This window comes from Rhodovulum sp. FJ3 (assembly GCF_032918305.1).
Classification (GTDB): Bacteria; Pseudomonadota; Alphaproteobacteria; order Rhodobacterales; family Rhodobacteraceae; genus SAT37.
In genome coordinates this window covers 201886-220747 of sequence record NZ_JAWJUU010000001.1, presented here as the reverse complement: position 1 = coordinate 220747, position 18862 = coordinate 201886, and the positions used below count along the sequence as shown (strand labels likewise).

The 18862-nt window shown below is 61.1% G+C and carries 17 protein-coding genes and 1 tRNA gene; 6 read left to right on the top strand and 12 right to left on the bottom strand.

The window, feature by feature from the left end; all coding sequences use genetic code 11:
- The first annotated feature begins 100 nt into the window (after positions 1–100).
- Complete coding sequence (locus tag R1W00_RS01050; protein WP_317260860.1) at positions 101–1414, top strand: HAMP domain-containing sensor histidine kinase; 1314 nt, start codon at positions 101–103, stop codon at positions 1412–1414.
- Between the two features lie 41 nt (positions 1415–1455).
- Here the strand turns inward: R1W00_RS01050 and purB are convergent, their stop codons facing one another.
- On the bottom strand, positions 1456–2763 hold the full coding sequence (gene purB / locus R1W00_RS01045) for an adenylosuccinate lyase (protein WP_317260859.1): 1308 nt from the start codon (positions 2761–2763) through the stop codon (positions 1456–1458).
- Positions 2764–2861: 98 nt separating this feature from the next.
- Positions 2862–4079, bottom strand: coding sequence for a bifunctional alpha/beta hydrolase/OsmC family protein (locus R1W00_RS01040; protein ID WP_317260858.1), 1218 nt, complete (start codon positions 4077–4079; stop codon positions 2862–2864).
- 222 nt (positions 4080–4301) lie between these two features.
- Between R1W00_RS01040 and R1W00_RS01035 the strand changes: the two genes are divergently transcribed.
- Both R1W00_RS01035 and R1W00_RS01030 read left to right on the top strand, forming a co-directional pair.
- The gene (locus R1W00_RS01035; RefSeq protein ID WP_317260857.1) at positions 4302–5057 is read left to right on the top strand and encodes a DUF3445 domain-containing protein; all 756 of its coding nucleotides are present in this window, start codon (positions 4302–4304) and stop codon (positions 5055–5057) included.
- Positions 5054–6256, top strand: a complete 1203-nt coding sequence (locus tag R1W00_RS01030; protein WP_317260856.1) for a class I SAM-dependent methyltransferase — start codon at positions 5054–5056, stop codon at positions 6254–6256. The genes R1W00_RS01035 and R1W00_RS01030 overlap by 4 nt, the downstream gene beginning before the upstream one ends.
- An 87-nt stretch (positions 6257–6343) precedes the next feature.
- On the opposite strand, the gene R1W00_RS01025 is transcribed toward R1W00_RS01030, so the two are convergent.
- From R1W00_RS01025 to R1W00_RS01010, 4 genes are all read right to left on the bottom strand, one after another.
- Positions 6344–6766, bottom strand: a complete 423-nt coding sequence (locus tag R1W00_RS01025) for a hypothetical protein (protein WP_317260855.1) — start codon at positions 6764–6766, stop codon at positions 6344–6346.
- A gap of 388 nt (positions 6767–7154) precedes the next feature.
- Positions 7155–8048, bottom strand: coding sequence for a hypothetical protein (locus R1W00_RS01020; RefSeq protein WP_317260854.1), 894 nt, complete (start codon positions 8046–8048; stop codon positions 7155–7157).
- 296 nt (positions 8049–8344) lie between these two features.
- Positions 8345–9751 (bottom strand): type I glutamate--ammonia ligase, encoded by a 1407-nt coding sequence (glnA, locus tag R1W00_RS01015; RefSeq protein WP_317260853.1) that lies wholly within the window; start codon positions 9749–9751, stop codon positions 8345–8347.
- Between the two features lie 65 nt (positions 9752–9816).
- On the bottom strand, positions 9817–10155 hold the full coding sequence (locus tag R1W00_RS01010; RefSeq protein WP_317260852.1) for a P-II family nitrogen regulator: 339 nt from the start codon (positions 10153–10155) through the stop codon (positions 9817–9819).
- Between the two features lie 123 nt (positions 10156–10278).
- Here R1W00_RS01010 and R1W00_RS01005 point away from each other — a divergent pair, with 123 nt between their 5' ends.
- Together R1W00_RS01005 and R1W00_RS01000 are read left to right on the top strand one after the other, a co-directional pair.
- On the top strand, positions 10279–11001 hold the full coding sequence (locus tag R1W00_RS01005; protein WP_317260851.1) for an NAD(P)H-hydrate epimerase: 723 nt from the start codon (positions 10279–10281) through the stop codon (positions 10999–11001).
- On the top strand, positions 11001–11855 hold the full coding sequence (locus R1W00_RS01000; RefSeq protein ID WP_317260850.1) for an NAD(P)H-hydrate dehydratase: 855 nt from the start codon (positions 11001–11003) through the stop codon (positions 11853–11855). The genes R1W00_RS01005 and R1W00_RS01000 overlap by 1 nt, the downstream gene beginning before the upstream one ends.
- A 56-nt stretch (positions 11856–11911) precedes the next feature.
- Here R1W00_RS01000 and R1W00_RS00995 read toward each other — a convergent pair whose 3' ends face one another.
- Complete coding sequence (locus tag R1W00_RS00995; protein ID WP_317260849.1) at positions 11912–12178, bottom strand: hypothetical protein; 267 nt, start codon at positions 12176–12178, stop codon at positions 11912–11914.
- A 169-nt stretch (positions 12179–12347) separates the two neighbouring features.
- Between R1W00_RS00995 and R1W00_RS00990 the strand changes: the two genes are divergently transcribed.
- Positions 12348–12432 (top strand) — tRNA-Leu (locus tag R1W00_RS00990).
- Between the two features lie 125 nt (positions 12433–12557).
- Here R1W00_RS00990 and R1W00_RS00985 read toward each other — a convergent pair.
- The 5 genes from R1W00_RS00985 to R1W00_RS00965 form a co-directional block, all read right to left on the bottom strand.
- Positions 12558–13490 carry a LysR substrate-binding domain-containing protein gene (locus R1W00_RS00985; RefSeq protein ID WP_317260848.1) on the bottom strand — a complete coding sequence of 311 codons (933 nt, stop codon included), beginning with the start codon at positions 13488–13490 and terminating at the stop codon, positions 12558–12560.
- Positions 13491–13502: 12 nt separating this feature from the next.
- A complete protein-coding gene (locus tag R1W00_RS00980; RefSeq protein WP_317260847.1) occupies positions 13503–14864 on the bottom strand; it encodes an NAD(P)/FAD-dependent oxidoreductase in 1362 nt (453 codons plus the stop codon).
- Between the two features lie 7 nt (positions 14865–14871).
- Positions 14872–16377, bottom strand: a complete 1506-nt coding sequence (locus tag R1W00_RS00975; RefSeq protein ID WP_317260846.1) for an aldehyde dehydrogenase — start codon at positions 16375–16377, stop codon at positions 14872–14874.
- Between the two features lie 3 nt (positions 16378–16380).
- On the bottom strand, positions 16381–17298 hold the full coding sequence (locus R1W00_RS00970; RefSeq protein ID WP_317260845.1) for a dihydrodipicolinate synthase family protein: 918 nt from the start codon (positions 17296–17298) through the stop codon (positions 16381–16383).
- 372 nt (positions 17299–17670) lie between these two features.
- Positions 17671–18555, bottom strand: coding sequence for a glycosyltransferase family 2 protein (locus R1W00_RS00965; RefSeq protein WP_317260844.1), 885 nt, complete (start codon positions 18553–18555; stop codon positions 17671–17673).
- Positions 18556–18862 lie beyond the last annotated feature (307 nt).

Sequence of the window (18862 nt, the reverse complement as noted above, 5' to 3'; positions counted from 1 at the left end):
TGGCCCCAAAAGCCTTAACAAAAGGTGATGCACATAGGGCGAAAGTCGCGTGTCAATCTAATGACACGCACGACCCTATGAAAAAGTATATTCTGCCGCCATGCAGCAGAGCCTGATCATACATCCCGGCGATCCGAACACGTGGCACAGCCGCCGCGCACGGGTGACCTTTGCCATGGCGCAGGCCGTGCTTTTGGGGGCGCTCATCTGGGCCGGTGTGGCCTTGTTCGCAGGGCTTGTGAACCTTGTTCTGTTGGCTTTGTCGGTGATGGCGACGGCGCTGGGGGCGCTGATCCTTTATCGCGCGCATTACTATTCCTCTGCGCGGTTGCTGCTGTTTTTCGGGGCGGTTTCGGGGATTGCGGCGGGGGCGTATCTGTTTCCCGCCAATTCGGACATTGGGATCATGCTGATTCCCGCCTCGGCCTTTCCCTTCATGGTCTTCTCGTGGCAAAAACGGCGGACCCTGATCCTGAGCCTGTCTGTGATCCCGCCCCTCCTGTGGATCGGATTGTCCTTTTCGGGGCCGCTGGGACCGGTTCATGAACTTAGTTCACAACAGGCCCAGATCCTGTCCTATGTGGCGCATTGCACGGCCTTTGGGGTGGTGATGTTCGAGGTCGGCTTTTTCTCGCGCCTTGTGGCGGGATATGCGGCGGCGCTTGAGGCGGCGGTGGCGCGGGCCGAAACCGCCAGTCAGGCGAAGTCGGTGTTCCTAAGCGCCATCAGCCACGACATGCGCACGCCCCTGACCACGGTGGTCGGCGCGGCGGAACTGCTGGAGATGGAAGCGCGCAAGGTGGGGTTTGACACCTGTGTGGGGCAGGCGCGGCGCGTCCATATGGCGGCCGATGATATGCTGAACATGGTGGACCGCGCGCTGGCCTTCAGCGAGATCAGCGATGGCGCCCTGTGCACCTCGTGCAGTGCGGTGAATATGCGGGTGATGGTGCAGGGTCTGATCGACCGGATGCGGATCAGCGCGGCCCAAAAGGGCGTGATGCTGATGGCCGATCTGCCCGACGACATTCTGGTCGTGGCCGATCCGGTGCGTCTGGAAATGGCGCTGCGCAATCTGTTGGACAATGCCGTGCGCTATAGCCCCCGTGGCGGCAGCGTGCGGGTCTTTAGCGCGGTTGAGGACGACATGGTGCGCCTGACCATCGTGGATCAGGGGCAAGGGTTCTCTGCCGATCAGGCGCGTATGGCGTTTGAGCCGTTTGAACGCCTGAGCCACCACAATAGTGCGGTGACGGGGTTGGGCGTCGGTCTGTCCATCGTCAAACGCTATGTCGAGGACATGCAGGGGCGCGTCGGGATCGAGCCGGTCGAGGTCGCCGAGGGCGGCCATGTCTGGGTGCAGTTGCAGCACGCGCCGCACACCGACCTTACCCAACAAAAAACGCCCGCCTGAGGATCAGACGGGCGTTTGAACACAGTTCAGATCGGGGTGGCTTAGTACTCGCCAAACACCCGTTTGAAGATCGTGTCGACGTGTTTGGTGTGGTAGTCCATGTCGAATTTGGCGTTGACGCCATCCTCGCCAAGGGCGGCAACCACGTCCGCATCCGCAAGCAGCAGTTCACGGAAATCAACGCGGTCTTCCCAGACCTTCAGCGCGTTGCGCTGTACCATGGAATAGGCGTCTTCGCGGCTGACACCGGCCTGTGTCAGGGCCAGCAGAACGCGCTGCGACATCACCAGACCCGGGAATTTGTTCATGTTGTCCAGCATGTTGTCGGGGAAGATCAGCATCTTGTCGACAACACCGGCCAGACGGTTCAGCGCAAAATCCAGCGTCACAGTCGCATCCGGACCGATGCCGCGCTCAACCGAGCTGTGGCTGATGTCACGTTCGTGCCAGAGGGCGACGTTTTCCATCGCGGGCACAACGGCCATGCGCACCAGACGCGCCAGACCGGTCAGGTTCTCGGTCAGAACGGGGTTCTTTTTGTGGGGCATGGCCGAGCTGCCCTTTTGGCCCATCGAGAAGAACTCGGCGCCTTCCAGAACCTCGGTGCGCTGCATGTGGCGGATTTCGATGGCGATGTTCTCGATCGAGCTTGCGATCACGCCCAGCACGGCAAAGAACATGGCGTGACGGTCACGCGGGATGACTTGGGTGCTGATCGGTTCGGGGCGCAGGCCCAGCTTTTCACAGACGTGCTCTTCGACGCGCGGGTCGATGTTGGCAAATGTGCCGACCGCGCCGGAAATCGCGCCGGTGGCGACCTCTTCGCGGGCCTGTTGCAGGCGGGTCTTGTTGCGATCCATCTCGGCGTAGAAACGGGCAAAGGTCAGACCCATGGTGGTGGGTTCGGCGTGGATGCCGTGGCTGCGACCGACGCGCACGGTGTCCTTATGCTCAACCGCGCGCTTTTTCAGGGCCGCCAGAACCTTGTCCATATCGTCCAGCAGGATGTCCGCCGCGCGCACCAACTGGACGTTTAGGCAGGTGTCCAGAACGTCGGACGAGGTCATGCCTTGGTGAACGAAACGGGCCTCTTCCGACCCGACATGCTCGGCCAGATGGGTCAGGAACGCGATGACGTCGTGTTTGGTGACGGCTTCGATCTCGTCAATGCGGGCCACGTCGAATTCAACGTCCTTGGCCTTCCACACGGCGTCGGCGTTTTCGCGCGGGATCACACCCAGATCGGCCTGTGCGTCACAGGCGTGCGCCTCGATTTCATACCAGATGCGGAATTTGGTTTCCGGCGACCAGATAGCCACCATTTCAGGACGGGAATAACGAGGGATCATCGCGGGACCTTGGTTTTCGGTTACGGTTTCGCGCCCTCATACCCGCGCAAAGCCGAACCGGCAAGGGAGGCGGCGCAATACGCCGCCCCTTTGGCCCATTAGCGACACTCGGACAGGTGCGTTTCAATCGTTGAATGTTTTTCCAACGTGTGATGCACGGGACAGCGGTCTGCGATCTCTAGTAGGCGTTCGCGTTGATCCGCGCTTAGCTTGCCCTCGACACAGATGTTGCGCACAAACCGGTCGATCTTGGTCGCAGATGTGCCCGCGTCCTGTGCGTGGACCTTGTCATGGGTGACATCGACGCGGACATGTTTCAGGGGCCAGCCCTTGCGCCGCGCATACATGCGGATGGTCATCGAGGTACAGGCCCCCAGACCGGCGGCGACCAGACCATAGGGCGACAGACCCTTGTTCGTGCCGCCATAGGCCAGCGGTTCATCGGCCAGCAGGTGATGGTGCGGCCCGTTCTGGATGTCTTGCAGGAAGCCCGCCGGATCGGCCTCGGACACGCGGATCACGCCCTCGGGCGCGCCCGGCGGCGGGGTAGGAGTGCGCAGGCCCAGATAGCGCGTCGCCCATGCGGCAATCACGCTGGCGGCGTATTCGGCGTCCTCGGTGCGGCTGATCAGGTGATCGGCATCATCAAGGGTGACAAAGCTTTTGGGATGTTTGGCGGCGGCGAAAATCTGGGTCGCGTTTTCCACCCCCACCACGGAATCGCGCGGCGCGTGCATAACCAGCAACGCACGCCCCAGACCCGCAATCGCCTCTTGCAGCGAGGCGTTTTTCACATCCTCAAGGAACCCCGCCCCAATCGACAGATCCTGACCGCCAAGGGTCACGCGCATCCCGCCATCGTCCAACGGCTCGGGCCCCGCGCGGGTGATGTTGTGCACCACATGTCCCGGATCATACGGCGCGCCCAAGGTCACCACACCCTTGGCCGACGGAATTTCCGCCGCCGCCTTTAGAACCGCCGCCCCGCCCAGCGAATGCCCGATCAACAAATCCGGTGCCAGCCCGCGCGCCTCAAGCGCCTTGGCGGCAAGGACAAGGTCCTCGACGTTGCTGCTAAAGCTGGTGTTGGCGAATTCGCCGCCCGAATGGCCAAGGCCTGTGAAATCGAACCGCAGCACGGCCAGCCCCGCCATTTGCAGACGTTGCGCAATGCGGCGCGCGGCATGGATATCCTTGCCACAGGTGAAACAGTGGGCGAACAGAACGGTGCCGGTGACCTCGCCGGCGGGCGTGTCCAGCCGCGCGGCAAGCTTGTCGCCAGAGTGGCCTTCAAATGAGAATTTTTCGGTGGGCATGGGTGCGAGAGTCTTTTTGAGTGGTGTCAGGATATGCAGGTTGTGATTGTCCTGCGTAACCTGCAAGGTCAAGTCGGGAGGTATAACAGCAAGGTGAGCATACGTGACGAATTTCGCGGCTAAATGGGCGTGTTTTAACGCAAAAATGCACCTTCTCTGTGTGTCGAGGGACCAATGATACTGCAGTCGACGTTGCCCTATACCCCGTGGTCGGATCCGCGGATGACAAGGCTACCGGGGATTCAGCCGCTGGATCTGGCGGATTGGTTGGTGGCGGATGAGGTGTTCGCGGGCCAAATGGCCGAACGCGACCGACTGCTGCGCGACGAAACCGATCAGGTTTATGCGATTGACGCGGGCGCCGAGGACGCGGCGCGCGATCTGTTGGACCTGATGCTGGACCTGCTGTCGGCGCGCGATGACTATGTGGTTGAACCCACCCGCGTGCGCCGTCCCGACGGGGTCTGGGTCGATCTGGACCGTGATCGCGCCCTAATGACTGCCGGTCGTCTGGTCCAAGAGGACATTACCATTCTGCAACGCCCTGATGGCGCAGAAGAACATATCCTGACCGGTGGGGTGGTGTGCTTTCCGGCCAGTTGGACCTTGGCCGAGAAATACATGCGCCCCCTGATCCGCATTCACCGCCCCGTGGTGCCCTATGACGACGGGGTGGCCAGCCGCGTGCAACGCCTGTTCGACGGGCTAAAGGCGGGACGCGCCCTGTGGCGGGCGAACGCGCATTTCTATGAAGAACCGACCCTGTTCCGCCCGTTCCCCGAGGCCGCGCCGCGCGCCAAAACCCCCGGTCCCGCGCCCTATATCCGGTCCGAGCGACAGGTCCTGACGCGGCTGCCGCGCACGGGGGCGATGGTGTTCACCGTCCACACCTATATGATCGCCCGCGAGGATCTCAGCCCGCAGCAAAAGCAGGACCTGATCGATCATCCCATTACATTCCAAGAGGTTGAGCGTTGAGCGACGTCCAAGCCCAATATGAGGCCTACCCCTATCCCGAACGCGATCCGGCGGAGGAACGCAAACGCCTGATCACCGGTTCGCCCTCGCATCCCTATGAGATGGACCATTTCCTGTGGGCGGGGCGGCGGGATTGGTCCAAACCCCTGCGGGTGCTGTTTGCCGGTGGGGGCACGGGGGACGGATTGATCCAACTGGCGGCCCTGATGGATCAGATGAAGCGCCCGTGCGAGATCACCTATATCGACCTTTCGACCGCCTCGCGCGCCATTGCCGAGGAGCGCGCGCGCATCCGTGGCCTGAACAATATTACCTTTGTCACCGGATCGCTGCTGGATGCGGCCGAGCATGGGGAATTTGACTACATCGATTGCTGCGGGGTTTTGCACCATCTGCCCGATCCGCAAGCGGGGTTTGATGCGCTGGCCCGTGCGCTGGCCCCCGGTGGGGGGATGGGCATCATGGTCTATGCGCCCTATGGCCGGTCCGGCGTCTATCCGTTGCAAGAGGCGTTCGGCGCGATTTTGGCCGCTATGCCCCCGGCTGAGCGTCTGAACGCGGCCAAGAAAATCTTTGCCGACCTGCCGCCGACCCACCCGTTCAAGGTCAACAGCCACCTTGTCGACCACAACCAATCGGACGCGGGGTTCTATGATCTGTTGTTGCACAGTCAGGATCGGGCGTTTTCGATCCGCGATTTGGCCGATGCGTTGACATCCGTAGGCCTCGCGATAACCGCGCCGACGCAACCGGCCCTTTATGATCTGGGTCGTTTGGCGCCGGATATGGGGACGGATCTGGACGATCTGACCCGTATGGAAGTGGCGGAAAAGCTGCGCGGGACGATCAAGACCCATGTGGTCTATGCCACCCATGCGGATCGCGCGATGGTTGCGCGGGCGCGTCCCAAGGATATGACCCTGATCCCGATCCTCAAGGGCGTTCCGGCGGCGAAACTGGGCCGCGTTGTCGCGCAAAAAGGGCAGGTGCCCTTGGTCGAGGCGGGCAGTAAAATCGTGGAACCCCTCCCCAAATCCGCGGGGGCCTTGATCGAACGGATCGACGGACGCCGCAGCCTGTCGGATATCGCGCGCATGTCGGGTCTGGATCCCATCGGCTTTGGTGCGCAATGGGGGGCGATTGACCGTGTTCTGGGGGATTGGGGCCTGATGCTCTATGCGGTTCCGGCAGGAAAGTAGAGCGATTTCAGGTTCTTAACCTGTAAATACACGAACGGGGGCCACAGGGCCCCCGTCGTTTTCTTGTCCCTAGCCCGTAGGCAGGTCTTAGAAGTCGCCGTTCGAGTCGTCGACCGAGTTCGAAGCGTCTTCAGCGTCGTCAGCCAGATCCAGAGCTTCGAAGATCTCAGCAGCACGTGCGTTCACAACATCGCCGCTGAAGGCGGTTTGCGTGCCGCGGATCGACAGGCCGTTGTTGCGGCTGTTATCTTCGTCAGCCAGCTGGGCAAAGATTTCAGCGGCACGAGCGTTTACAGCGCTGCGGCTGGATACGGTGACGTTGCTGTTTTTCTGGCCGTCTTGACCAACGTATTTAGCCAGACCTTCGTTGAAGTCGTCGCCTTCCAGTTGCAGCTGACCGAGGATTTTTGCGGCAGTTGCGTTTGCGTAGCCAGGGGCTTGGACGTCGTCAGCGAATGCAGGTGCAGCAAGGCCAAGGACAGCGACGGCGGACAGGATGATGCGGTTCATGGTAGTTCTCCAGTTTGTTTGTAATGCGCTGTGTTGCGCTCATGACCGCTATTTGGTTCATCAAGTGTGTAACATCAATGCACAGGAGTGTGAATTATGCGTTTTTATTGTGCGCTCACGAACGCATGATGTGCCGCGAGCGCGGCGTGATCAGATGAAACATTCTGGGATGATCGGTTTGGTGGTCAGGTGACAGGTCCTTTTCCACCGGAATCGCGCGCGGATGACTGTGCAGGTGCAGCGCGATTTGCTGCGCTGCTATCTGCCTGTTCTGAGGGAAAGGGAAGTCACATGGCTGTTACAAAACCGTCATGTCTATACGCGCGATACGTGCATACGAAAACGGGGCGGAAAATCCGCCCCGTCCAAGGTCAATGTGAGTGGTGTTTTAATAGACGATCCCGGCCAAGGCTTGGGACACGTTCACCGTGGTAAAGCCCAGACCAACGCCCGTCAGCGACATAATCCGCGCCGTGGCCTGTAGGTTCTCGCCGCGCAGGACGTTGTAGACAAGCATCGCGAACCCGATGGGAAAGGACAGCACCATCAACGTAATGGTCATCACATAGACGGTCATCTGTTCCAGAACGCCGGCCTGTTCGGCGGGACGTTCGCGCTTGGTGTCGACCTCTTCGATCAGGTCACTGTGGAAAATCGTGTCGCGCGCACGCCGCAGACGTGTGTCGGCGGTGTCCGTATCGACGCGATAGGCCATAACCGTATCGAACCGGTCCATCGTTTCGGCATGGGCCGCAGTGGCCGCATCCAGACGCTCGTGACCGGTGCTTTGCGGACAGGTATTGCCCGCATCGACCATCGGGTTTTCAAACTCCTCGGCCGTGAACAGGGTGTCCGTGTGACGCCAGTAAATCAGGCTGGCCTGATAGCGCCGCTGAACATGGCGGACCGTATGATAGCAGGCCGCCAATAGAACACGTTCGGGCAGTTGACGTTCGGTCCCTTGGGACACGCGCACCTGCACCGTGTCCTGAATGTCTGACAACAGGACGTCCAACATCGCATCGCTTGCCTTGCGGCGCGGGGGGCGTTGGGCGTCCCGAAACAGGTCGGACGCATTTTTACGTTTGGCCAGTGAAATACGGACCGAAATTGACGAATTACCAAACAATATGTGGCTGTGGTCCTCGACGGACAAGACGTCAAGATCCAGGGCAATGTTGCGGAAAACACGCTGTAAATCGTTAATCAGATCGACAAAGTTCACGCCCGTAGGGCCGTCGAACATGATCGAAGCACTGCTACTGATCTTCTGATCTGACATGGCTCTCTCCATAGTCTTCGGACTAATTTCCGATGATCTATGTCTAGAGGTCGAATGGGGACAGATTTGGACAACCTAAAGGAATTTTTAACCATGATGCACCGTTTCGGGCCGTTTGTTGCCACATTTGGCCCAATTCGGGGTTTGCCGCGTACTGTTTCGATATTCACGCCCGCGTGATCAGGGGTGAGCGACAATGCCCCCAAGTGCGCGGCATTGACCCGCCCAAAGAAAAAGTGCCGGCACCGAGGTGCCGACACTTGGAATGTTCTGTCCCCCGAAACGGGGCAGATGGATTAGCAGCTGTAGTACAGAGCGAATTCCATCGGGTGGGGGGTGTGCTCGTAGGCGTACACTTCTTCCCACTTCAGCTCGGCGTAACCGTCCAGCTGCTCTTTGGTGAACACGTCACCGGCCAGCAGGAACTCGTGGTCAGCTTCCAGAGCGTCCAGAGCTTCGCGCAGGCTGCCGCAAACCGTCGGGATACCGGCCAGTTCTTCGGGCGGCAGGTCGTACAGGTTTTTGTCCATAGCTTCGCCCGGATCGATCTTGTTGATGATCCCGTCGAGGCCAGCCATCAGCAAGGCTGCAAAGCACAGGTAGGGGTTCGACGCGGGGTCGGGGAAACGTGCTTCGACGCGTTTTGCTTTGGGCGATTCAGTCCACGGAATACGGACACAACCCGAACGGTTACGAGCCGAGTAAGCGCGCAGAACGGGAGCTTCAAAGCCCGGGATCAGACGCTTGTAGCTGTTGGTCGAGGGGTTGGTGAAGGCGTTCAGAGCCTTGGCGTGGGTCAGGATACCACCGATGAAGTACAGGGCTTCCTGGCTCAGGTCGGCGTATTTGTCGCCAGCGAACAGGGGCTTGCCGTCTTTCCAGATCGACATGTTCACGTGCATACCCGAACCGTTGTCGCCTTTGACGGGCTTGGGCATAAAGGTGGCCGAACGACCGTATGCCTGTGCAACGTTGTGGATGATGTACTTGTACTTCTGCAGCTCATCAGCCTGTTTGGTCAGGCTATCAAAGATCAGGCCCAGCTCGTGCTGCGAGGTCGCAACTTCGTGGTGGTGCTTGTCGACCTTCATGCCGATGCGCTTCATGGTCGACAGCATTTCCGAACGGATGTCCTGGCCGTCGTCCGAGGGGTTCACCGGGAAGTAGCCGCCTTTGTAGGTCGGGCGGTGGCCCAGGTTGCCCATTTCGAAGTCGGTGTCGGTGTTCCAAGCAGCGTGATCAGCGTCAACTTCAGCCGATACTTTGTTCGGGGTGACCGAGTATTTCACGTCGTCGAACAGGAAGAATTCTGCTTCCGGACCAAAGTAGGCAACATCACCGATGCCCGAGGACTTCAGGAAGGCTTCTGCTTTGGCTGCGGTCGAACGCGGGTCGCGCGAGTAGGCTTCGCCGGTGTCGGGTTCAACAACCGAGCAGTGCAGAGCCATGGTTTTTTCCGCGTAGAACGGATCGATGTAGGCGCTGTCGGTGTCGGGCATCAGTTTCATGTCCGATGCTTCGATCGATTTCCAGCCAGCGATCGACGAACCGTCGAACATGAAGCCTTCTTCGAGGAAGTCTTCGTCGACGAGGTCCGCGATGACCGTCACGTGCTGCAATTTGCCGCGCGGATCGGTGAAACGGATGTCGACGTACTCGACACCATCTTCCGCGATGGCCTTAAGAACTGCGTCCTTACTCATGTGACCTTCTTCCCTTCTTGTCAGTGGTCGTGTGGCCGCGCGGGGGCGACCGGTCTTATGGGTGATTACAGGGCGTCTTCGCCCGACTCGCCAGTACGGATGCGGATGGCTTCCTCAACGGGCGAGATAAAGATTTTGCCGTCGCCGATTTTGTCGGTTTTGGCGGCGTTGATGATGGCCTCTACGGCACCTTCGACCTGATCGTCGGACAGGACGACCTCGATCTTAACCTTGGGCAGGAAGTCCACGACATATTCTGCACCGCGGTACAGTTCGGTGTGGCCTTTTTGACGGCCAAAGCCTTTGACCTCGATCACGGACAGACCTTGGACGCCGATTTCTTGCAGCGCTTCCTTGACCTCGTCCAGCTTGAAAGGCTTGATAATGGCCTCAATCTTTTTCACGGGTGCCGACTCCCTTAAATTTACGTTCTGACGTGTCACAACATTTTCACGAGGCGGGAACAATCGGACTCGGGGCGATCAGGGTTCCACGCGTGATGAATCTCTAGGTCGAGATTAAAAAATATGCAACGTGATTTAAAAATGGGCGAAAATGAATCAGTGGGCGAGGTTGGTGTGGTTGATCTTGTTACATCTGCACAAATGCGCGCCATTGAACGGGCCGAAATCGACTCTGGCTCTGTGACGGGATGGGCTTTGATGTCCCGCGCTGGTCATGGGTGCTATGATCGCATTGCATATCATTTCCCCGAAATACCTCGCGCACTGGTTTTGTGCGGGCCGGGGAACAACGGTGGGGACGGCTATGTTGTGGCGGCGGATTTGGCGGCTGCGGGTGTTCAGGTGACGGTCGCGGTTTTAGGCGATCCCGCGAAGCTGCCGCCCGATGCGGCACGGGCGCGGGCGGGGTGGGAGGCGCTTGGCACGTCGGTCGATTTGGCCGCGCTGGACCCTGCCAAAACATTGGGAGCGGTCGATCTGGTGGTGGACGCGCTGTTCGGGATTGGCCTGACGCGGGATCTTGGCGGCGCGGCGCGGGACTGGGCGCTGGCCTGTGCGGACGACGGCGCGCCGCCGGTTGTGGCGGTGGACATTCCGTCGGGCCTGTCGGGCGACGATGGGGCGGTTCTGGGCGCGGCGTTTCGCGCCGATCTGACTGTCACCTTTCACGCGCGCAAATTTGGCCATGTACGGGGGCAGGGGCCCGCGTATTGTGGCGTGGTCGAGGTGGTCGACATGGGCCTGCCGACCGGCCCCGAAACGGTCCCAGAAACAGAAAGACCCTGATGTATCGCGAACCCCGTCATATCCATGCCAACCCTGCGATGGTCGCGGCCCTGCGCAAGGCGCCAGACGCCCATAAATATAGTCACGGGCACCTGCTGGTTCTGTCCGGCGGGCCGGGGCGTGGCGGTGCGGCGCGGATGGCGGCGCGGGCGGGGCTGCGTGTCGGGGCGGGATTGGTCACGATCGGCGCGCCGGCCGATGCAATGGCCGAACATGCGGCGCAGTTGAACGCCATCATGCTGCGCCCCGTGGGTGAGGCGCGGGCGTTAACCGCGATACTGAGCGACCGGCGGATCAACGCGCTGTGCCTTGGGCCGGGGCTGCACGGGGATGACGTCACCGAGACGCGGCTGATGGTGGCGGCGGCCCTTGGCGGGATGCGGGCGACGGTTCTGGACGCCGACGCGCTCAGCGTCTTTGAGGACGCGCCGGACACGTTGTTCGGGATGCTCCACGGCAATTGCGTCCTGACGCCCCATGGTGGGGAATTCCACCGCCTGTTTCCCGATCTACATGGTCGCGCCAAGGTCGAGGCCACGCGCGAGGCCGCCGCGCGTGCGGGCTGTGTCGTGTTGTTCAAGGGGCCGGATACGGTGATTGCCGCGCCGGATGGACGCTGCATGGTGCATGCAGCCGCAGACGGGCACGCCGCGCCGTGGTTGGCAACGGCGGGGGCGGGCGATGTTCTGGCCGGTTTGAGTGCGGGGCTGATGGCGCGGGGGAATGACGCGCTGGGGGCCGCGTCGATTGCGACCTACCTGCATGCGCGCGCCGCGCGGGCCTTTGGCCCGGGCCTGATTGCCGAAGACCTGCCCGAAATGATCCCGCAGGTGTTGCGCGACATGGGGGTCTGAAACGAAAAACGCGGCGCAAGGGCACCGCGTTTTGAGAATTCCGATGGGGGTGGGGATCAGACCGACATCTCGGCCCCGTCCGCATAAATCACCTCGGGCCCGTCAAAGCCCATTTCGAACCCGGCCATGTGATTGCCCGAAATCCGGCGCAGCACACGCATGCCTGCGCGCGTGATGATGCGATCACCTTCACTTATAAATTCAACCGGAAGCGCACCATCCATCGTGTAGATCAGTGCACCTTGCGGGATACGGGACGACGTTCGGGAATCGCCAAAGCGATTCTGGACGCGCCCCACGTGCCTTTGGGCCGTGTTGCTCATCATGGGACCTGTTTATGACCTGCCTTATTATTTTCGGTCAGAATATGGCAAAATTTAGTTACCGGCGAGGCTTTTTTAGAGTGTTTTTTCCTCTCGCATCCTCCGTCGGCCTTTGCTATGACGGCGCAACTTGGACGCGGTTCGCGTATCGCGAACGCCCAAGGTGGACGCGGGTGTGGCGAAATTGGTAGACGCACCAGATTTAGGTTCTGGCGCCGCAAGGCGTGGGGGTTCAAGTCCCTCCACCCGCACCACATTGATTTCAAACATATTTCCCGAAACTGTTTTCGCCTATAGGGTGTTTGTTTTCGACCCGAACACATCTCTCGAAACGTCGTTGGCCGAAAGCGGAATGTACAAATGACAACTATATGCGACGCTACTTGATAGACCGAAGCATGTGGTCGACGAACTCGGCGACCGCCGGACGCTGAAGCGACGCGGTCTGACAGCGCAAGAAGTTGCCGCGACCAGCCGTGACCGAGGCCGGATGCGCGAGCGCGAGGCGACCGTCTTCGATCATGGGTTTGACCATGTGCTGCCACCCCAGCATCACGCCTTCACCGGCCATGGCCGCCTCGATCAATAGCCCGACCTTGTTGGTCGACAGGCTGGACGCACCGCGGGTCCAGCGTGCGCCCTGGGCTCGGAACCATTCCTCCCAGCCGAGCGGTTGCCAGCCGATGGCATCCGCGCTCCAGTGTCTCTCGTGCAGGTGCAGCAGGTTGGCGCGGTTCAGGTCATGCGGATCGTCGAAGGGCCCATGGGCCGCAAGGTAGTCAGGGGAACAGACGGGCTGCGCGGCCTCGGGGAAGAGGTAGTGGAGTTCCTCCCCGACTTCGCTGCGTTCATTGCCGCAGAGAAGCGCGATGTCGACGCCGGAGTAGTTTCGCATCGCACCATCCTCGTCCGAGGCGAGGATCACGAAACCCACCTCCGGATGATCATGCCGGAAGCTGTCGATGAGCGGTTTCAGCCAATATGCGGCCATGCCGTTCGTGGCAGAGATCGTAATCGCCTGAGGCGCGCCGGATGGTTGCAGCAGGCCAACACCTTCGCTGATGGTGTCGAGCCCGGCGACGACGGCGGAGAACAGGTCCGTCCCTGCGGGCGTCAGCTCCAGCGCATTGTGCTTGCGCAGGAACAGCGGCACATCCAGCGCCTTTTCCAGCAGGCGTATCTGCTGGCTCACCGCGCCCTGCGTGATGTTGAGCTCCTTGGCGGCCCGCGTAAAGCTCAGGTGCTTGGCCGCGACCTCAAAGGTCGCGAGCGCCCCGAGAGAGGGGAGGTGTCTGCGACGGACGGGTCTCATCTCACTCTGCCCTTATTCAGCCCTGGCCTGCCATTCCTTCCAGCGAAGATACACATTCGCGCCAATCGTGTCGAACGGATGCGGTGGCAGGCGGGCCGGTTCTGCTTCGGCCCCGAAAAAGCGCGTGATTTCGTTTTCGCGGCCGAGCACGAGGTCCGCCGCGCCGATCCCCGTCAACGTGCCGCGTGTCGTGCCGAGGCCGTTCTGGACGCAGGCAGAATAAAGCCCGGGCTCCAATTCCCTCATGACGGAGACGCCGTTGCGCGACAGACAGAGGTGCCCGGACCAAGCGTGTTCGAACGGGACGCCCCGCAAAGAGGGGAAGCGGTCGTCGAACTTTCGGCGCATGCTGGCGGTGACCCGGGCAAGGTCGGCGGCGCTGGTCTGCATTCCGGGCCGGTAGTAGCCACCCTGCCGGATGACGATCCGGTTGCCGCCTTCGGGCGTTGCGATCCGGCGCACGGTACAGCCCATGGGGTCCGAGGGCGTCAGCCCCCAACTCTCTTGTCCTCCAAGTGCCGCCAGCGCCGCCTGCGGCAGTTCGGCCGTCATGCAGGCGTTCAGCATGATGTGCATGAGCCGACCCGTCTTGAACCCGAAGCTTTCCAGATGTCCGTTGGTGGCGAGGATCACCTTCGCGGCGGTCAGCGTCGCGGATGGCGTTTTCAATATCCAGCCCGCGTTGGTGCTGTCGAACCCAGTGACCGGGCTTTCTTCGAAAAGCCGCACACCGGCAGAGGTGACCCCACTCGCCAGCCCGCGAATGTAGCCCGCGGGCTGGATCAACGCCGTGCCCGGTGTGAAGAGACCACTCGAGTAATAGGCCGAGCCGGTGACCTCACGCATTTGAGTCGCGTCCAGAAACTCATGGGGCTCGCTGAGGTCTTTAAGGTGTTGCGCATAGGTTCGGTTGGCCTCTTCGCCGACACGGGACGCCGCACCGTTGATCTTGCCGGTTCGCCGCAAGGTGCCCTCAGGCAAGCCGTACTCGGCGGCGGCCGCTTCGGCAAAGTCGATGGCGTGGCGGTTTAGCCGTGTCAGGACGCGATCCTGCGCCTCGCCGCTCCCGGCATAGTCCGAACTTGTCAGGTCATGCGGCAGGTCGATCATGAAACCGGAGTTGCGACCGGCGGAGGACTGCGCGATGCGCCCCGCTTCCAGCACGACGATATCGAGCGTCGGATCGGCCGCGCGCAGGTGGCGCGCGGCGGACAAACCGGCGAACCCGGCCCCGATGATGGCCACGTCGCAGCCGACCTCACCGCGCAGGGGAACGCCCGGCGCGCGCGGGGGCAGGATCGCCTCCCACCCCGCGGGGCCGGTGTGAACGGGCAGGCGTTTGACCGCTCGGTAGGACTTTGGGCGCAGGCTCATGGCGACCTCAGTCGATGTTGGCGTCGGATGTATCTGTCAGGTCGATCCAGATCGTCTTGAGCTGGGTGTATTGATCGTGTGCGTGGATCGAGTTGTCACGCCCGCCAAAGCCGGACTGCTTATAGCCCCCGAAGGGCGTGGTGATGTCCCCTTCGCCGAAACTGTTGAGCGTCACCGTGCCCGCCCGCAACATCCGTGCCCCGCGCAGCGCCCGTTTCCCGTTCGCCGTGAAGATCGAGGCGGCCAGCCCGTAGTCGGTGTCATTGGCCACCGCGATGGCCTCTTCAAAGCTGGCGACGGTGATGACGGTCAGGATCGGGCCGAAGATCTCCTCGGTTGCAAGGGGTGAGGTGTGGTCCGCCTCGACCACGGTCGGCTCGACAAAGCCCTCGGCCGGAGAGGTGCCGCCCATAAGGACCTTGGCTTTGGATGCGGCCTCTAGATAGCCTGAGACCTTTGTGAAATGCGCTTTGGAAACCAGTGCGCCGACCCGGACCTCGGGGTTCAGCGGCTCACCCACCACCCATTCGCGGGCATGGGCGCGGACCTTTTCAATAAGCCGGTCTTTGACGCCCTTCTGCACGATCAGACGCGACGCGGCAGAGCAGTTCTCGCCCATATTCCAGAAGGCGCCGTTGACCACATGGGCTGCGACGGCGTCCAGATCCTCGGCGTCGTCAAGCACGATACAGGGGTTCTTGCCCCCCAGTTCCAGAACAACTTCCTTGAGGTTGCTGTCGGCCGAATAATGCAGGAAACGCCGCCCCGTTACAGTCGAGCCGGTGAAGGACACCATGTCGACGCCCGGATGCCGACCGAGCGGTTCGCCCACCTCGGCTCCTCCACCGGTCACGATGTTCAACACACCACGCGGCAGCCCGGCCTCCGCAGCCAATTCAGCCAGGCGAAGCGCGGTCAGCGAGGTCTCGGCCGCCGGTTTGACGACGACGGTGCAGCCCGCAGCGAGCGCAGGGCCAATTTTCCAAGCCAGCATCAGCAGCGGAAAGTTCCACGGCAGGACCAGACCCACAACGCCGACGGGCTCGCGGACAACCATGGCGATGTGATCCGCCGAAGCTGGCGACACCTGGTCGTAGATCTTGTCGATCAGTTCGGCATGCCAGCGGAGGACGTGGATCGTCTCGGGGACGTCGACCGTCTCGCAGTCGTAGATGGTCTTGCCGCTGTCGAGGCTCTCCATCACCGCCAGTTCACGCGCGTTACGCTCTATCAGCTTGGCGAGGCGCAAAAGGACCTCCTTGCGCTCGCCGGGATGCAGCGCGGACCAGCGGCCGTCGTCGAAGGCCTCGCGCGCCTTGGTGACGGCAAGGTCCACGTCCTCGGCGGCGCAGGCCGCGACGGTGCCCAGCACCGCGCCAGTCGCAGGGTTCACCGTCGTATAGGTCTTGCCCGAAATGGCGGGGCGATAGCCGCCGTCGATCCAGGCGTTCTGCGGCAGGTCCAGCGCGGCGGCGAAGGCCTTATACTCCTCGTGGGTCAGCAGGTCGGTCATGGCTCAGTTCCCCTCGCAGATGGATTTTACGGTGGTCTTCAGTGTCCGGATGACCTGCTCCAGTTCGCGCTTCTCTTCGGTGTTCAGGCCCTTGAGCGGCGGCCGCATGGGACCGGCGTGCAGGCCGGATACCTCGACCCCATGCTTAATGCACTGGATGAACTTGCCGCCTTGTTCGAGCACCCGCATCAGCGGCAGCATGGCCGACATGATCCGGCGCCCTTTGGCGAAATCGCCCTTGATCACGCAGGTCTCGTAGAGCGCGATATGCTCGTCGGGCAGGAAGTTCGATCCGCCGCAGATCCAGCTCTGTGCCCCCCAGGCGAAGAACTCCAGCGCCTGATCATCCATCCCGCAGGACATCTGGATGTGCGGGTAGTCCCGCGCCAGAAGATGCACACGGTTGATGTCGCCCGAGCTCTCCTTGATCCCGATGACGTTCTTCGACCGCCCGACGCGGTCAAGAAACTCGCGCCCCATCTCGACGCCCATGCGGCCCGGATAGTTGTAGAGGATGATCGGTAGTCCGCAGGCGCGGTCGATGGCGAGCGCGTTCAGGGCATTCTCTCGCTCGGTCGGAACCGAGTAGGGGGGCGTGCCAAGTAGGATACCCGTGGCACCCATGTCCTTCGCACCCGTCGCCAGCGCGATCGAATCCGGCGTGCGCAGTGCACCCGTGCCGACGAAGACCGGAATGCGGTTCTTGACGCGTTCGGTAATGAAACGGGCGATCCCGATCCGTTCCTCGACCGTCTCCGCATAGTTCTCACCAGTAGATCCGCCGGAAATCAGGCCATGGACCCCGGCGCCCACCAGGCGTTCTACGAGGTCGGCAAGGGAATTGAAGTCGATCTCACCCGCATCATCGAACGGCGTGATGACCGGTGTGTAGATGCCTTCCAGCTTGAAACGGGCTGTCATGTGTCATCTCTCCCATGCGGTTCCCCGACGCAATCTGCGTCTTGCAATGCATGGGTAGACCCCAAGTCTGACTACCGCAAAGGAGAAAGATCTGCGGTTTGGCATTAGCTGAGCTAATGGCAGATTTGCATGACCTATACCGAACGTTTTGCATGCATAAAGCCGATGGATATCGGCGTTTCCCTTAAGCCAGGGGTTACAGTTCGCTATTTGCCTTGCGGAAAAACGGTAAACTTTTTCACCTAAGTGATTGGAAAATGCCGCATTTCACCAGATTAGGCTCTGGCACCGCAAGGCGTGGGGGGGCAAATCCCTCCACCCGTACCATAATTCCCTGAAAAGATTGGGTGTTAAGGCGCCGATACGTGGCGGTTAACAGCCAAGCACGCGGCTGCGCGTCGCGGCCAGATCAATGTTGATGTTGTGCACCGCGTTCAATGCCTTCAGCGCGGCAAGCTGATCCGCGTCAATCGTGTGGATGCGGTCGTAGAGACCTTGCAGCCCACGTTCGTCATAGCTGTCCAACTGTTCCGACACCGCCTTGGCAAAGCCCCACGCGCTTTTGCGCCAATCCAGTTTGCGCCGCCATTCGTCATAGCCGTTGTTAAAATAGTGCATCAAACAGGCACCTTGGTCCGGTCCGACCGTGTGGTTCTTGAGGGGTGTGCCGTCCGCCGTCTTGGCCCAATGCAGGCGGATATAGACGTCCAGACCCGTGCGGGTCATCGATTTGCCCTCGGAATGGCCAAGCAGCCCCGCGCGGGCCCCAAAGAACTTGATGTCATCGCCATAGATCGGGGTCAGCTTTCTGCGATGCGCGCCCGAGCGGAACCATTGCGCCGTGTCTTGCGTCCCGACCGGTTCGACCGGCAGGAACCGCACGGCGGGGATGTCATCGTCCACGGTCGCGATAAAATCATCCAAGCTGCGCCCGCCGAGATAGAGGTATTCATCCCCGTCCAGCGCCAGCATCCAAGGCGTCTTGGCATTGCGATAGGCCCAGTTGAACACCGCCTTTTGCTTTTTCATGACGTGCTTGGGCGAGATGCGCAAACTACGCCAGAACTCGGGCGTACAGGCGTGGGTTTCCACGCGCTCTAGGTTCATTGCGTCCAAAACCCCAAGGGCAGGGTCCTCGGGATCATCGAAACAGATCACGATCTTTTCAGCGCCAAGGTTCAGGTACCAACTGACAAAGTTAAGGATCGTGTCCACGGGTTCGCGGACCATGGTAACGACGGTGCAGCCTGTATTCATTTCTCTATCCATGGCTCGGGCGACATGCGCGCGGCAAAGGTTAATGCACGTATACCTTTTTGGGCGGGTGATTAAAACTTTAGATAGTCTGCGGCGTGAGATTGGCCCCGGCCTGTGGATTGTCTGCCGCAGGTGTGCACAACGGGGGGCAGGGCAGGGAATGTGCCCCAATGTGCCCCTCTGTGCGCCCGATCCTGTCACAGGTGGCCATTCCTGTGCTGGCAAAGGCGCAGGGGGCCATTTTCGGATTGTGTTCGATAGGTGCTTAATGTATGCGCCTGTGCAATTGTCGGGTGCCCTCCACCCG

What these genes read in the sequence shown, in the direction of transcription:
- R1W00_RS01050 (WP_317260860.1), top strand. Translation starts at nt 101, where the DNA reads ATGCAGCAGAGCCTGATCATACATCCCGGCGATCCGAACACGTGGCAC.
- purB (WP_317260859.1), bottom strand. Translation starts at nt 2,763, where the DNA reads ATGATCCCTCGTTATTCCCGTCCTGAAATGGTGGCTATCTGGTCGCCG.
- R1W00_RS01040 (WP_317260858.1), bottom strand. Translation starts at nt 4,079, where the DNA reads ATGCCCACCGAAAAATTCTCATTTGAAGGCCACTCTGGCGACAAGCTT.
- R1W00_RS01035 (WP_317260857.1), top strand. Translation starts at nt 4,302, where the DNA reads ATGACAAGGCTACCGGGGATTCAGCCGCTGGATCTGGCGGATTGGTTG.
- R1W00_RS01025 (WP_317260855.1), bottom strand. Translation starts at nt 6,766, where the DNA reads ATGAACCGCATCATCCTGTCCGCCGTCGCTGTCCTTGGCCTTGCTGCA.
- R1W00_RS01020 (WP_317260854.1), bottom strand. Translation starts at nt 8,048, where the DNA reads ATGTCAGATCAGAAGATCAGTAGCAGTGCTTCGATCATGTTCGACGGC.
- glnA (WP_317260853.1), bottom strand. Translation starts at nt 9,751, where the DNA reads ATGAGTAAGGACGCAGTTCTTAAGGCCATCGCGGAAGATGGTGTCGAG.
- R1W00_RS01005 (WP_317260851.1), top strand. Translation starts at nt 10,279, where the DNA reads ATGCAACGTGATTTAAAAATGGGCGAAAATGAATCAGTGGGCGAGGTT.
- R1W00_RS01000 (WP_317260850.1), top strand. Translation starts at nt 11,001, where the DNA reads ATGTATCGCGAACCCCGTCATATCCATGCCAACCCTGCGATGGTCGCG.
- R1W00_RS00995 (WP_317260849.1), bottom strand. Translation starts at nt 12,178, where the DNA reads ATGAGCAACACGGCCCAAAGGCACGTGGGGCGCGTCCAGAATCGCTTT.
- R1W00_RS00985 (WP_317260848.1), bottom strand. Translation starts at nt 13,490, where the DNA reads ATGAGACCCGTCCGTCGCAGACACCTCCCCTCTCTCGGGGCGCTCGCG.
- R1W00_RS00980 (WP_317260847.1), bottom strand. Translation starts at nt 14,864, where the DNA reads ATGAGCCTGCGCCCAAAGTCCTACCGAGCGGTCAAACGCCTGCCCGTT.
- R1W00_RS00975 (WP_317260846.1), bottom strand. Translation starts at nt 16,377, where the DNA reads ATGACCGACCTGCTGACCCACGAGGAGTATAAGGCCTTCGCCGCCGCG.
- R1W00_RS00970 (WP_317260845.1), bottom strand. Translation starts at nt 17,298, where the DNA reads ATGACAGCCCGTTTCAAGCTGGAAGGCATCTACACACCGGTCATCACG.
- R1W00_RS00965 (WP_317260844.1), bottom strand. Translation starts at nt 18,555, where the DNA reads ATGAATACAGGCTGCACCGTCGTTACCATGGTCCGCGAACCCGTGGAC.